Genomic DNA, 13,293 nt, shown 5'->3' on the forward strand with positions numbered 1-13,293 from the left:
CACTCTCATGACTTCGGATGAACGGCGATCACCGGTACGCCCCGCGTCGATAGGTTCGCCCCCGTGGACTACTACGACCTGGGCCGTCACGGCCGGCGCGTGACGACTTCGTCCGCCTCCGCGCAGACCTGGTTCGACCGGGGGCTGAACTGGACCTACGCCTTCAACCACGAGGAGGCCGTCCGCTGCTTCGAGGCGGCCGGCGCGGCGGATCCGGACTGCGCCATGGCCGACTGGGGCATCGCCTACGCCCTCGGCCCCAACTACAACAAACCCTGGGAGTTCTACGGCCCGGACGAACTGGCGGGCACGGTGGAGCGGACCCACGCCGCCGTGGAACGCGCCCACGCCAAGGCCGCGCCCGCGACCCCCGTCGAACGCGCCCTGATCGAGGCGCTGCGCGCCCGCTATCCGCAGTCCGCGGCCCCGGACGCGGCGGCCTGCTCGGTGTGGAACACCGCCTATGCCGACAGCCTGCGCACCGCCTACGAACTGGCGCCCGACGACCTGGACGTCGCGACCCTGTACGCGGACGCCCTGATGAACCTCACCCCCTGGCGGCTCTGGGACATCCGCAGCGGACGCCCGGCCGACGGGGCCCGCACGGAGGAAGCCAAGGCCGTGCTGGAGCGGGCCCTCGGGACCGAGGCCGGCGCCGGGCACCCCGGGCTGCTGCACCTCTACATCCACCTCATGGAGATGTCGCCCACGCCCGAGCTCGCCCTGCCGGTCGCCGACCGGCTCCGCGACCTCGTGCCCGACGCCGGACACCTCCAGCACATGCCCTCCCACCTGGAGGTCCTCTGCGGCGACTACCGGCGTGTCGTCTCCGACAACGCCGCGGCCGTCGCCGCCGACGAGAAGTACCTCGCCCGCGCCGGCGCCATGAACTTCTACACCCTCTACCGCTGCCACAACCTGCACTTCGGTATCTACGGCGCCATGTTCCTCGGCCGCCTCCAGGACGCCCTCGCCACGGCGGAACGGCTCGAAGCCGCCGTACCGGAGGAGCTGCTGCGGGTGCAGAGCCCCCCGATGGCCGACTGGCTGGAGGGCTTCCTGGCCATGCGGGTGCACGTACTCGTCCGCTTCGGCCGCTGGGACGACATCCTGCGCCTGCCCCTGCCCGCGGACCCGCGGCTCTACTGCGTCACCACCGCGATGCTGCACTACGCGCGCGGCGTCGCGCACGCGGCCACCGGCCGGATCGCCGAGGCCGTGACCGACCGGGCCCGCTTCCGGGACGCGGTCGCCGCCGTCCCGGAGTCCCGCATGCTGTTCAACAACACCTGCGTGGACATCCTGGCGATCGCCTCCGCCATGCTCGACGGCGAACTCGCCTACCGCAGGGGCGACTTCGACACGGCCTTCGCCGAGCTGCGCCGGGCCGTCGACCTGGACGACAACCTCCCGTACGACGAACCCTGGGGCTGGATGCAGCCCACCCGGCACGCCTACGGCGCCCTGCTCCTCGAACGCGGCCGGATCGCCGAGGCCGAGGCGGTCTACCGGGCCGACCTCGGGCTGGACGACACCCTGCCCCGGGCGTTGCAGCACCCGGGCAACGTGTGGGCGCTGCACGGCTTCCACGAGTGCCTCCGGCGGCTCGGCCGGGAGGGCGAGGCGCGGATCGTGGGCCAGCAGCTGAGGCTGGCGGCGGCTGTGGCGGACGTGCCGGTCGAGGCGTCGTGCTTCTGCCGGACGGAGTGAGCCTCCGCCGGCGTCCGCCCGGCCCTGGCTGGTCGACCGGGTCGGCCTGTCCGAGGGAGGGGGCAGGCGGAACGACGGTCAGTTGCGCGTGCCGGCCGGTGGGCCGACGACGGTGGTGAGCTGGAGTTTGGTCTCGTCCTCACTGCCCGGCGCGGCGGTCATGATGACGATCTTGAGCTCCGTGTCGCCGTCGGTCAGGACATCGCAGTCCACCGTGACCGGGCCCACCGACGGGTGATCGATCCTCTTGCGGACCTCGCGGTTCGCCGTCACCTCTCCCGTCGCCCACAGCTCGGCGAACCTCTCGTTGCCCGCGTTCAGGTCGCGGACCAGCGCGGCCAGGCGGCTGTCCCGGGGGAAGCGGCCGGTGGCGCGGCGCAGATCGGAGACGACGGCGGCGTCGGCGGTGTCGGGGTCGGTCTCGGTGACCGGCCACAGCGCGAGGTGCGTGTGATCGGCGTCCACCGGGAACCTGTCGCGGGCGAAGTTGCGCATCCGTGGCGGCGCGGCCAGGGGGTCTCCCAGCAGTGCGGCCCACCCGTGGTTCCACCACACCAGTTGCCAGTCCGCCGCGAACACGGCCACCGGTACGTCTCCGAGGCGGACGAGTACCCGTTGCATACCGGGCGGGAGATGGTCGCGGATCGTGCCGTCCGCCGGCGGCACGATCCCGGCCAGCCGGTAGAGGTGGTCCCGCTCGGCGGTGGACAGCTGGAGAGCGCGCGCCAGGGACGCCACCACCGACGCCGAGGGTGTCGTGGCCCGCCCCTGCTCCAGGCGCACGACGTAGTCGACCGACACTCCGGCCAGGTCGGCCAGTTCCTCGCGCCGCAGCCCGACAGCCCGGCGCTTGCGGACGACCGGCAGCCCAGCGGCCGACGGGGGCAGCCGGTTCCGCCACGTGCGGATCATCGCGCCCAGTCCGGCTCCGGGGGGTGTCGTCGTCATGCTCGCCATCCTCCCGCGTCCCCGATCGCATGCGGGGGCGCGAGGGTGGTACTGGTCTTCCCACCGTCGAAGCGTCCCTGGTCCGGCTTCCTCGCCAGGGCCACCATCGAAGGCATGACGATCACTTTCATCACCGGAGCCAACAAGGGCATCGGCCGCGAGACCGCCCGCCGCCTCATCGCGTGCGGTCACACCGTTCTCCTGGGAGCCCGTGACCGTGAGCGGGGTGCGGAGGCGGCCGCCGCGCTGGGCGCACGCTTCGTCCCCATCGACGTGACCGACGACGCGTCCGTGGCCGCCGCCGCCGCGGACGTCGCCGAGCACGAGGGCAGGATCGACGTCCTGATCAACAACGCGGGGGTCCAGGGTCCCTTCGGTGATCCCGGCGACCTCACCGGCGCCGACGCCCGCGCCGTCCTCGACGTCAACGTCGTCGGCGTCGTCCGCACCACCACCGCGTTCCTGCCGCTGCTGAGCCGTTCGGACGACCCCGCGATCATCAACGTCAGCAGCGGCATGGGCTCCCTCGCCTTCACCCACGACCCCGGCCGGTCCGAGTCGCACGTCGTCGTGCCGCTGTACGCCGCCTCGAAGGCGGCGCTGACGATGCTGACCACGCAGTACGCCAAAGGGCTCAAGGGCATGCGCGTCAACGCCGCCGACCCCGGCTACACCGCGACCGACATGAACGGTCACAGCGGCCCCCAGACCCTCACCGAAGGCACGGACGCGATCGTCGCCCTCGCCACCGAGGGTCCCGGTGCCGGCACCGGGCGCTTCGTCGACCGCCATGGCGAGATCGCCTGGTCCTGAGACCGCCGGTCCCCGGTCACCGGCCCGGGGAGAGCGTCGCAGTTCCCCCCGGGCTTCGGCCGGGGTACACCCCAGTGCGCCTTCGGGGCGCTTTCAGAGGGCCCGAGCCACCAGCAGGGCCACGTCGTCGTGGTCGTCCGGGTGGCGCAGGCCGTGCAGGAGGAGGTCGCAGGTCTCCTCCAGGGGACGGTGGGGTTCGTCGAGGAAGCCGAGGAGGACGTCGAGGCGGTCGTCGATGGGATGGCGACGGGTCTCGACCAGGCCGTCGGTGTACAGGACCAGCAGGTCACCCGGGTCGAGGGCGATGGTCGTGGTCCCGAAGGAAATGCCGCCGACGCCGAGCGGGGCGGCCGTCGGCAGCTCAAGGAGGGCCGGCGGGCGGTCGGAGCGCACCAGCGCGGGCGGCATGTGGCCCGCGTTGGCGATCTCGCAGCTCCTGGTGTGCGGGTCGTACACCGCGTACAGGCAGGTGACGATGTAGTGCTCCAGGTCGCAGGTGATCCGGTCGAGGTGCCGGAGCACCGCGTCCGGAGGCAGCTCCAGGTCCGCGTAGGCGCAGGTGGCGGTCCGCAGCCGGCCCATCGTGGCGGCCGCGTCGATACCGTTGCCCATCACGTCGCCGACGACCAGCGCGGTCCTGTCCTGCGACAGCGGGATCACGTCGTACCAGTCGCCCCCCACCTCGCTCGTCGCCTGCGCCGGCTCGTAGCGGGAGGCAAGTTCCAGGCCGGTGTGCTCGGGCGGGTGGTCGGGCAGCAGGCTGCGCTGGAGGGTGAGGGCGGTGTTGCGCACGCTCTGGAACCAGCGGGCGTTGTCGATGGCCACGGCCGCCCGCCCGGCCAGTTCGGTGGCGAGGACGACGTCGTCCTCGTCGAAGGGGAGCGGATTGCGGGTCCGCTTGAGGTCGAGGGCGCCCAGTACCTCGCCGTGCGCGATCAACGGCACCGCCAGATACGAGTGCACGCCCGCCTCCTCCAGCAGCGCCCCGGCCTCCGGACTGCGGGCGATGCGCGGCAGGTCCTGCTTGCCGACCCGCGGGACCAGCACCGGGCGGGCGGTGTGCACGCACAGCGTGACCAGCCGGTCGCCCTCGTAGGAGGCGAGGTCACCGGGCGCGTCGGCGGCCCGCAGGGCGACCGTGGGCTGGGCGGCCTTGAGGGCGAGGGCCCGGAACAGCTCCGAGCCGTTGTCGGGGCGGCGCGAGCGGCGCAGGGCCAGGGCCGCGTCCAGCACGTCCACCGCGACCACGTCCGCGAGCACCGGGGTGGCGATCGCGGCCAGCTCGTGCGCCGTGCGCTCCACCTCCAGCGACGTGCCCACCCGGGCCGAGGCGTCGGCGATCAGGGCGAGGCGGCGCCGGGCCCGGTCGGCCTCGGCGGCCGCGCGGTGCCGTTCCGTCACGTCGACCACGGAGATCGCGGCACCCAGGACCCGGCCACCGGGGTCCTCGAGCCGGTAGAACGACAGCGACCAGGCGTGCTCGTGCTCCGGGTCGGCCGGTGGACGTCCCACGTGGTACTGGTCGAGCAGCGGGGTGCCCGTGGTGAGCACCTGGTGCAGCGCCGACTCGACGGTGTCGATGTCGGGCAGGGGCAGCGTTTCCCGCAGATGGCGGCCGATGTGCTCCTCGGCGGGGACGCCGTCGATCCGCTCCAGCGCCGGGTTCACCAGGAGATAGCGCAGATCGTGGTCGAGCAGGGCCAGGCCGATCGGGGACTGGCTGATCAGCCGCTCGCACAGCGCCAGGTCGGTCTCCAGCCGTTGGAGAAGGGTGTGGTCGGCGACGATGCCCAGAGCGTAGGTGTCGCCCAGGTCGTCAAGGAGCCGCATGGTGCGGAACTCCATCAGCCGGCTGCTGCCGTCCTTGTGCCGGACCGGGAACGCCCCGGCCCAGCTGTGCCCGGTCTCCAGCACGTCCGTGAAGACCTTCACCGCGGACTTCAGATGCTCCGGCGGGACGAGCAGGCGCGCCGCGTTCCGGCAGAGGGCCTCCTCGGACGTGTAGCCGAACAATTCCTCGGCCTGCGGGGTCCAGAACACGATCCGGCCCTGGACGTCCAGCGCCACCGCGGCCACGCTCAGCAGGTCGAGCAGTCCGGTCGGACGCGGTATGCCAGAGCTGTAGTCCGCGCCGCCGGAGCCGCCGGAACCTTCGGCGTCACCGGACTGCAGGGAGTCCACCACCATCCCTCAACCACCTCCACCGGCCGCCGGGCCGATGCCGATGCCGCTGCCACGGCCCTTCCATGCTGCCCCCGGTGTGCGGCTCGCCCAACTTCAGGCCGGGTACCCCGCACGGGGTCCGGTCTCACGCACCGTCTCGAGGCGTCCGTCCCGGTCCGTCGCGTCCCTGTCGCGGCCGCTGCACCACGAGTGGACAAGCAGGAACATTGGGGTACGTACAGGATGTAGCCAATGGATTCTCCGCGAGAAGATGTCGACGTGCAGACCACCGTGGGGCCGCACGACCTCCTGGACGCCTCCAGCGACGCTGCGGCGGTGCTGTCGGGCGAGGGCGACGTGATCGGCTGGACCCGCGGCGCCGAGGCCCTGCTCGGCCATCCGGCCGCCGCGGTACTGGGCAGCCGCGCCGCACGGCTGCTCGCCATGCGCGTCGACCCGGCCCGGGCCGAGGGCGTCGCCGAGCGCTGCCGCTCCGGCATGGGATGGAGCGGCCTCGTCCCGCTGCGGCACCTCGACGGCCGCAGCCTCGTCGTCGACCTGCGGGTCTCCGCGGCCTTCCGGATCGGCGGCACCGAGTGCTTCCTGGTCTCGGCGCGCGAGCAGCGCCCGCAGTGGACGATGGGCCAGTCCGTCCTCGACGGGTTCCTCACCCGGTCACCGATCGGGATGGCCGTGATGGACCTGGACCTGCGGTACGTCTGGCTGAACGACACCCTGGAGCAGTTCGGCGGGGTCCCCCGCGAACAGCGCCTGGGCCGCCGGCTGAGCGAACTGCTGCCCGGTCTGCAGGGGAGCACCATCGAAGGCCTGATGCGCAAGGTGCTGACGACCCGGGTGCCGGTCACCGACTACGAGTACCTCGGCTGGAGCTGGTCGGATCCGCACCGGCAGCGCGCCTACTCGACGTCGTTCTTTCCGCTCGTCGATCCCGACGACACGGTGACCGGCGTCTGCTACATGGTCTCGGACGTCACCGAACGCTGGAACGCCCGGCAGCTGCTGTCGATGGTCAACGAGGCAAGCACTCGCATCGGCACCACCCTCGACGTGCTGCGCACCGCTCAGGAACTCGCCGACTTCGCCGTCCCGCGCTTCGCCGACTTCGTCATCGTCGACCTCCTGGAACCCGTCCTCAGCAACGAGGGACACGGCACCTGGCTGCCCGACGCCGGCCCGGCGCCCGCCCGGACGGTGATGCGGCGCGCCGCGCTGCGCACGGTCCGCGAGGGCAGCCCCGAGGCCGTCGCGCGGATCGGCGACCAGGTCGACTTCCTGCCCCCGCCGCACGGCCTCGACCTGCTCATCAGCGGCGAGCCGGTCCTCATCCCCGAACTCGACCCGGACGACCCCGACTGGGCCGCCGCACAGCCCGCGCGGGCAGCCCGCATCCGGGAGTTCGGACTGCACAGCCTGATCTCGGTCCCGATGCGGGCGCGCAACACCGTCCTGGGCCTCACCACGTTCGCCCGCTCGCTGAACCCGCTCTCCTTCGAGCCCGACGACGTCCTGCTCGCGCAGGAACTGGTCGCGCGTGCCGCACTCTGCGTCGACAACGCCCGCCGCTACACCAGGGAGCACACGGCGGCCGTCACCCTCCAGCGCAGCCTGCTGCCCCAGGCCCTGACCGGCGGCACGGCCCTGGAGGTGGCCTCCTCCTACCTGCCGGCCGACGCGTCGGACGGGGTCGGCGGCGACTGGTTCGACGTGATCCCGCTGTCCGGTGCCCGGGTCGGGCTGGTCGTCGGTGACGTCGTCGGGCACGGCCTCACCGCGGCGGCGAGCATGGGCCGGCTGCGTACCGCCGTACAGACCCTCGCCGACATGGACATGCCCCCCGATGAGCTTCTCGCCCACCTCGACGACCTCGTCCTGCGGCTGGGGGACGAGGAGAGCACGGGCGCGGCGGCGGAGGGCGGCTCCGACACGTTCGTCGGGGCGACCTGCCTGTACGCGGTCTACGACCCGGTGACCCGGCGGTGCTCGATGGCCCGCGCCGGACACCCGCCACCGGTCGTCGTCTCACCCGACGGCCACGTCGACTTTCCCGAGATCCCCGCCGGACCGCCGCTCGGGCTCGGCGGCATGGCCTTCGAGGCCACCGAGATCGAACTCGCCGAGGGCAGCCTGTTCGGCCTCTACACCGACGGCCTCATCCAAGGCGCCGACCAGGACGTCGAACGGGGCATGGCCCGCCTCCGCGACGCGCTGGCCGGCCCCGGCACCGACCTGGACACGCTGTGCACGTCGGCCGTGCAGCAACTGGTCCCCGTTCCCCAACCCGACGACATCGCCCTGCTGCTGGCCCGCACCCACGCCCTGGGCGCCGGCCATGTCGTCTCCTGGGACGTGCCCGTCGACCCGGCGGCCGTCGCCGACGTCCGCGCCGAGGCGGTACGCCAGGTGGTCGCCTGGGGCTATGACGAACTGGCGACGACCACCGAACTCATCGTCAGTGAACTGGTCACCAACGCCATCCGCTACGCCGAACCGCCCATCCGGCTACGGCTGTTGCGCGATGCCCGGCTGACCTGCGAGGTCGCCGACGGCAGCAGCACCGCACCCCGGCTGCGACACGCCCGCAGCACCGACGAGGGCGGCCGCGGCCTCTTCCTGGTCGCCCAGCTCGCCCACCGCTGGGGGGCCCGCTACACCGGAGAAGGCAAGATCATCTGGGCCGAGCAGGAGGTCCCCGGAGCGTGACCGGTCCGGTACCGGCCGTCCTCGTGCCCTGTCGTATTCGCATGTATGGCCGTACGCTGTCAATTCCGAAGGATTCGGCAGCAATTGGGGGAGCCGCCATGTCCGGGGACGCGTACGGTCCGCACCAGGAACCTCCGCACCAGGAACCTCGGCACGAGTGGCCGCCCGGTCACGGCTCGCCGCACCGGGGGTTCCCCGGACAGGCAGCCCCGGGCCCGGGTTTCCCGACCGCGGGCCCCTTCGTGCCGCCCATGCCGTCGGCCCCGCCGCCCGCCCCGCCGGACGCCCTGCGGGCCACCGCCGTCGCCCTGCTCAACCTCGGCGGCCTCGGCCTCGGTTACCTGCTGCTGCGAAGACGGATCCCGCTGGCCGTGTGTCTGGCCGCCACCGCCGCCCTGCTGCTCGTGGCCCTGCCCGCGGACGCCGACGGTGTACCCGGGACCGCGCTGGTGCTGTACGCCGTTCTCCTCCTGCTGGCCGCCGTCCACGGCTGGTTCGCCGGCCTGCGCACCCGCCTGGCGTGGCCGGGACGGCGGCCCGTCGCACTCGTCCTGGGCCTCGCCCTGCTCGCCGTCCCGGTGGGCGGCGCGCTCTGGTACGGCAGCGCACAGGACGAGGCCGTCGAACGCGCCCTCCTCGACCGTCTCGACCGCGCCGACCGGCAGGTGAGCGTGGCGTCCGGGCAGGACTTCGGCACGGCCAGGTCCGGGTACCGGAACGCCCTGGCCGTCTACCGCGACCTCGCCGTCCACCACTCCGGCTCCCGTGCCGCCGCCCAGGTTCCCGACCGCCTGAAGACCTACTACACGACGGTCGCGGCCGCCTACAGCCACCGCGACTACTGCGCGGCCGTCGCACCGCTGCAGTTCCTGCGGACGGTGCCCGACTCCATGCCCAAGGACCAGCTCGGCACGCTCGCCCACTGGCCCGACGACCGGCTGGCCACCTCGCTGTACGAGTGCGGCGCGAAGGGCCTCGCCGACGGCGGGACCGGCTGGGTCACCCAGTTCGGCGACCTGCTGGGCACCTTCCCCGACTCCGGCCAGGCCGCCAAGGTCGTACCCGCCGTGGACGCCGCCGAGAAGAAGGCGGCGAAGGCGGTCTCCGGGAAGGATCCGTGCGGCGCCGTCGAGCAGCTGGACACGCTGAACACACAGCTCCTCCAGCTGTCGAACGGGGCGGGCGCCCAGGCCGACGGTCTGACGAAGGTCGCCGGCCGGGCCGGCCGCGGCGGTGCCGCGGGGCAGTACCAGTGCGGCGTCAGGCAGTACCAGGACGGTGACTACGCGCAGGCCCAGCAGACCATGCAGAAGTTCGTCACCGACAACCCGCACGACAAGAACCGCGACCGCGCCCGCAAGATCGCCATCGGTGCCGAGGTCGCCGAGACCCTCCCGGCCGCCGGCAAGAAGCTCCCCAGCACCGCCTCCGGCGGCGGCATCTCCGTGACCGTCAAGAACGACAGCCCCGACGACATCACCGTCCTGTACACGGGCCCGGTCACCGGCAGCTTCACCCTGAAGGCGTGCGGCAGTTGCAAGGCGTACTCGTTCGCCAGCTCGCTCATCAGCGGCTGGCAGCCGTGCGGCGACAGCGGCAGGAACTACCCGCAGCGCACGATCAGCCTCCCGCCCGGCACCACGTACTTCGTGCACAAGCCGAAGAACGACAGCACGGCCACCCCGGGCTCCGACACCGCCAAGCTGCGCTACGGCTACGTCTACACGGAGTGCGCTTACACGACGCAGACGCTGGGGTCCACCTACTGAGCGGCGTGAGAGGCCGTCGTACCGGCCAACTGAGCTCCCGCGCATGGACGACGAGGGCAGGGACGACCCCGCGAGACGGATCGTCGACGGGCGGTTCGAGCTGGTGGCACGGCTCGGTGGCCACGCCACGACCTCGCCCCCGGCCGGGGGCACCGCCTCACCCACGGCCGCGCGGCAGGCCGCAGGCACCGACCTGCTGACCCCGCAGGGCATCCGCACCGCCGTCGCGGCCTTCGCGAAGCAGACCGGCCGGGACCGCTTCGGCAAGCTCACGGTGTACCCGGACTACGTCGTCGCCTACCTGATGGTGAAGGGCAGCGACACCGCGTACGACGCGTACACCTACCGCCCCGGCCAGGGCGTGCAGAAGGACATCACCTCGGGCAGCCTGACCGACGACGGGACGCCCGTCCGCCTCGACGGATTCGCCTGGGACAAGGTCCCCTCGCTGTTGGCCCAGGCCCGCAAGAGGCTCGAGGTGCCCGATCCGACCAGCCGCTACCTGGTCCTCGTGCTGCCGGGCAACGCCTTCGGCGACCCCGCCGGGATGTCCGTCTACCTCAGCAACAAGTACAGCCAGACCGGGTACTTCCAGACGGACAGCCGGGGCAAGGTCGTCAAGGTGATGCCGTACGACGGCTGAGCGGACCCCGGTGACCGCACGCGGTGCGCTCAGCCCGTGAGCGTCCGCACCGGGGTCCCGGCCCGCCATGCCGCGATGTCCTCGACCGCGTCCCGGTAGAACACCTCGTACAGATCCCGGCTGACATAGCCGATGTGGGGGGTCACCACGGCGTTCGGCAGGGTGCGCAGCGGGTGGCCGGAGGGCAGCGGCTCGCGGTCGAAGACGTCCAGTGCCGCGGAGGCGATGCTTCCCCCGGTCAGTGCGCTGATCAGCGCCGCCTCGTCCACCACGGGCCCACGGGAGGTGTTCACCAGGATCGCCGTCGGCTTCATGAGGCCCAGTTCGCGGGCCCCGACCAGACCCCGGGTGCGCTCGCTGAGCACGACGTGGACGCTCAGCACGTCGGAACGCTCGAACAACTCGTCCCGACCCACGTAGGTCACCCCCTTCGCCTGCGCGTCCGCCGGCGTCAGGTGCCGGCTCCAGGCGATGCACCGCATGCCGAAGGCGCGCCCCACCTCCGTCACCGCCGTCCCGAGCCGGCCGAGGCCCAGCACCCCCAGCGTGGCGCCCCGCAGACTCGTCCCCAGCCCCTGCTGCCAGCCGCCCCGCCGCACCGAATCGACCTGCTGCGGGATCAGCCGCGCCGCGGACAGGATGAGGCCCCAGGTGAGTTCGGCCGTCGGGTGGGAGAAATACCCGGTGCCGCAGACCGTGATCCCCAGCCGACGTGCGGCGTCCACGTCGATCGCCGCGTTGACGGGCCCGGTGGTGACCAGCAACTTCAGGCGCGGCAGCCGTTCCAGGGCCGACGCGGGGAACGGAGTCCGTTCGCGCATGGCCACGATCACCTCGTAGCCGGTGAGCGCGGTCACGGCTTCGTCCTCGCCGCCGAAGGCATCGGAGAAGACGTGCACGTCGGCGTGGAGCGAGTCCCAGTCCGCCAGGCTCAGCGCCACGCCCTGGTAGTCGTCCAGGATCGCGATCCTCATCCGCATTCCTCTCGCTCTCGGCCCCGATCTTCAGGGTGTCACCCGAGGCGCCGGGGAGGCAGCACGTGCGGCACGTGGCCCGCGGATCTCCGAACCCGGGCGCCGGGTTGGTCTGCACCATTGACATGTACGCGCACCTGGGCCTTCAATGCGGCTCAACCGCATATGTATCCGACGGTCATGTATGAGGAAGGCCCCCGCATGCTCGCCCCCCACCCGCACCTCGCCTGGCCCCGCACCCTGTTAAGACTGTTCGCCCTGGTCGCCGTCGTGCTCGGCGTCCAGGCCGGTCCCGCCCACGACGCCCACGCCGCCACCACCGTCAACGTGATCGCCTTCTACGACGGCACGTACGACGCGGCACACATCAGCTTCGACCACGAGGCCAACAGCTGGTTCCCGCAGGCCGGCGCGGCGAACGGCTTCACCTACACCGCGACCACCGACTGGAGCCGGCTCAACGCCTCGACCCTGGCCGGCTACCAGGTCGTCATGTTCCTCGACGACTATCCCCACACCGCGTCCCAGCAGACCGCCTTCCAGAACTACGTGGCGGGCGGCGGCGGGTTCATCGGCTTCCACGTCTCGGCGTACAACGACGACACCAGCGACTGGCCCTGGTACCACAACACCTTCCTCGGCACCGGCACCTTCAGGAGCAACTCCTGGGGACCCACGCAGGAGACCCTGCAGATCGACGACCCCTCGCACCCGGCGACCGCGAACCTCCCGTCCACCATCACGTCCTCGGTGAGCGAGTGGTACAGCTGGCAGAACGACCTCCGGCAGAACCCGGCCATCGACATCCTCGCCTCGATGGCCCCGTCCACGTTCCCTGTCGGCACCGACCCCAACCAGACCTGGTACAGCGGGTACTACCCGATCGTCTGGTCCAACCGCAACTACCACATGGTCTACAACAACTTCGGCCACAACGCGATGGACTACTCGACCAACACGGCGCTGTCGTCGACGTTCGCGAGCGCCCAGCAGAACCAGCTCCTGCTGCAGGAGATCAAGTGGGCGGCCGGCCAGTCCGGTCCGGTCACCCCGCCCACGAGCACCACCGGCCCGATCCACGGGTACGGAGGCAAGTGCGTGGACGTCGCGGGCGCGGCCACCGCCAACGGCACCGCCGTACAGCTCTACGACTGCAACGGCACCAGCGCCCAGAACTGGACGGTCGGCAGCTCCGGCACCCTCAGCGCCCTCGGCAAGTGCATGGACGTGACCGGCGCCGGGACCGCCGACGGCACCAAGGTGCAGCTCTACGACTGCAACGGCACGGGCTCACAGGTCTGGCGGGCGGGCTCGAACGGCTCCCTCGTCAACCCGCAGTCGGGCAAGTGCCTCGACGCCACCGGCCCGAGCTCGGCCAACGGCACCCGGCTGCAGATCTGGTCCTGTTCGGGAGGCGCCAACCAGAACTGGACCCTCCCGTCCTGAACCGCGGGCGGGGGGGGGGGGGGGGGGGGAACCGAGAAACCCCCAACCCCCACCCCCCCCCCCCCCCCCCCCCCCCCCCCCCCCCCCCCCCCCCCCCCACCCCGCT

9 protein-coding genes are annotated in these 13,293 nt (G+C 72.1%); 6 read left to right on the forward strand and 3 right to left on the reverse strand.

The window, feature by feature from the left end:
- Positions 1 to 63: 63 nt before the first annotated feature.
- Complete coding sequence (locus ACZ63F_RS05515; RefSeq protein WP_469708932.1) at positions 64 to 1,710, forward strand: hypothetical protein; 1,647 nt, start codon at positions 64 to 66, stop codon at positions 1,708 to 1,710.
- Positions 1,711 to 1,788: 78 nt separating this feature from the next.
- On the opposite strand, the gene ACZ63F_RS05520 is transcribed toward ACZ63F_RS05515, so the two are convergent.
- Positions 1,789 to 2,667 carry a helix-turn-helix transcriptional regulator gene (locus ACZ63F_RS05520; protein ID WP_469708933.1) on the reverse strand — a complete coding sequence of 293 codons (879 nt, stop codon included), beginning with the start codon at positions 2,665 to 2,667 and terminating at the stop codon, positions 1,789 to 1,791.
- A 105-nt stretch (positions 2,668 to 2,772) separates the two neighbouring features.
- Between ACZ63F_RS05520 and ACZ63F_RS05525 the strand changes: the two genes are divergently transcribed.
- Positions 2,773 to 3,471, forward strand: coding sequence for an SDR family NAD(P)-dependent oxidoreductase (locus tag ACZ63F_RS05525; RefSeq protein WP_469708935.1), 699 nt, complete (start codon positions 2,773 to 2,775; stop codon positions 3,469 to 3,471).
- Positions 3,472 to 3,564: 93 nt separating this feature from the next.
- On the opposite strand, the gene ACZ63F_RS05530 is transcribed toward ACZ63F_RS05525, so the two are convergent.
- Positions 3,565 to 5,658, reverse strand: coding sequence for a SpoIIE family protein phosphatase (locus ACZ63F_RS05530; protein WP_469708937.1), 2,094 nt, complete (start codon positions 5,656 to 5,658; stop codon positions 3,565 to 3,567).
- Positions 5,659 to 5,886: 228 nt separating this feature from the next.
- Here ACZ63F_RS05530 and ACZ63F_RS05535 point away from each other — a divergent pair, with 228 nt between their 5' ends.
- The 3 genes from ACZ63F_RS05535 to ACZ63F_RS05545 all read left to right on the forward strand — a co-directional run bounded on the left by ACZ63F_RS05535 (position 5,887) and on the right by ACZ63F_RS05545 (position 10,767).
- A complete protein-coding gene (locus ACZ63F_RS05535) occupies positions 5,887 to 8,355 on the forward strand; it encodes a SpoIIE family protein phosphatase (RefSeq protein ID WP_469708938.1) in 2,469 nt (822 codons plus the stop codon).
- Positions 8,356 to 8,606: 251 nt separating this feature from the next.
- On the forward strand, positions 8,607 to 10,124 hold the full coding sequence (locus ACZ63F_RS05540) for a hypothetical protein (RefSeq protein ID WP_469708940.1): 1,518 nt from the start codon (positions 8,607 to 8,609) through the stop codon (positions 10,122 to 10,124).
- 43 nt (positions 10,125 to 10,167) lie between these two features.
- Entirely contained in the window at positions 10,168 to 10,767 is a 600-nt protein-coding gene (locus tag ACZ63F_RS05545; protein ID WP_469708941.1) for a hypothetical protein, read from the forward strand.
- A 29-nt stretch (positions 10,768 to 10,796) separates the two neighbouring features.
- On the opposite strand, the gene ACZ63F_RS05550 is transcribed toward ACZ63F_RS05545, so the two are convergent.
- Positions 10,797 to 11,741 carry a D-2-hydroxyacid dehydrogenase family protein gene (locus ACZ63F_RS05550; protein WP_469708942.1) on the reverse strand — a complete coding sequence of 315 codons (945 nt, stop codon included), beginning with the start codon at positions 11,739 to 11,741 and terminating at the stop codon, positions 10,797 to 10,799.
- Between the two features lie 201 nt (positions 11,742 to 11,942).
- On the opposite strand from ACZ63F_RS05550, the gene ACZ63F_RS05555 reads away from it, so the two are divergent.
- Positions 11,943 to 13,187, forward strand: a complete 1,245-nt coding sequence (locus ACZ63F_RS05555; RefSeq protein ID WP_469708944.1) for a ThuA domain-containing protein — start codon at positions 11,943 to 11,945, stop codon at positions 13,185 to 13,187.
- The last annotated feature ends 106 nt before the right edge of the window (positions 13,188 to 13,293 follow it).

The sequence above is a fragment of the Streptomyces sp. NPDC104761 genome, from assembly GCF_055583445.1.

What these genes read in the sequence shown, in the direction of transcription:
- ACZ63F_RS05550 (WP_469708942.1), bottom strand. Translation starts at nt 11,741, where the DNA reads ATGAGGATCGCGATCCTGGACGACTACCAGGGCGTGGCGCTGAGCCTG.
- ACZ63F_RS05530 (WP_469708937.1), bottom strand. Translation starts at nt 5,658, where the DNA reads ATGGTGGTGGACTCCCTGCAGTCCGGTGACGCCGAAGGTTCCGGCGGC.
- ACZ63F_RS05540 (WP_469708940.1), top strand. Translation starts at nt 8,607, where the DNA reads ATGCCGTCGGCCCCGCCGCCCGCCCCGCCGGACGCCCTGCGGGCCACC.
- ACZ63F_RS05555 (WP_469708944.1), top strand. Translation starts at nt 11,943, where the DNA reads ATGCTCGCCCCCCACCCGCACCTCGCCTGGCCCCGCACCCTGTTAAGA.
- ACZ63F_RS05525 (WP_469708935.1), top strand. Translation starts at nt 2,773, where the DNA reads ATGACGATCACTTTCATCACCGGAGCCAACAAGGGCATCGGCCGCGAG.
- ACZ63F_RS05545 (WP_469708941.1), top strand. Translation starts at nt 10,168, where the DNA reads ATGGACGACGAGGGCAGGGACGACCCCGCGAGACGGATCGTCGACGGG.
- ACZ63F_RS05535 (WP_469708938.1), top strand. Translation starts at nt 5,887, where the DNA reads ATGGATTCTCCGCGAGAAGATGTCGACGTGCAGACCACCGTGGGGCCG.
- ACZ63F_RS05520 (WP_469708933.1), bottom strand. Translation starts at nt 2,667, where the DNA reads ATGGCGAGCATGACGACGACACCCCCCGGAGCCGGACTGGGCGCGATG.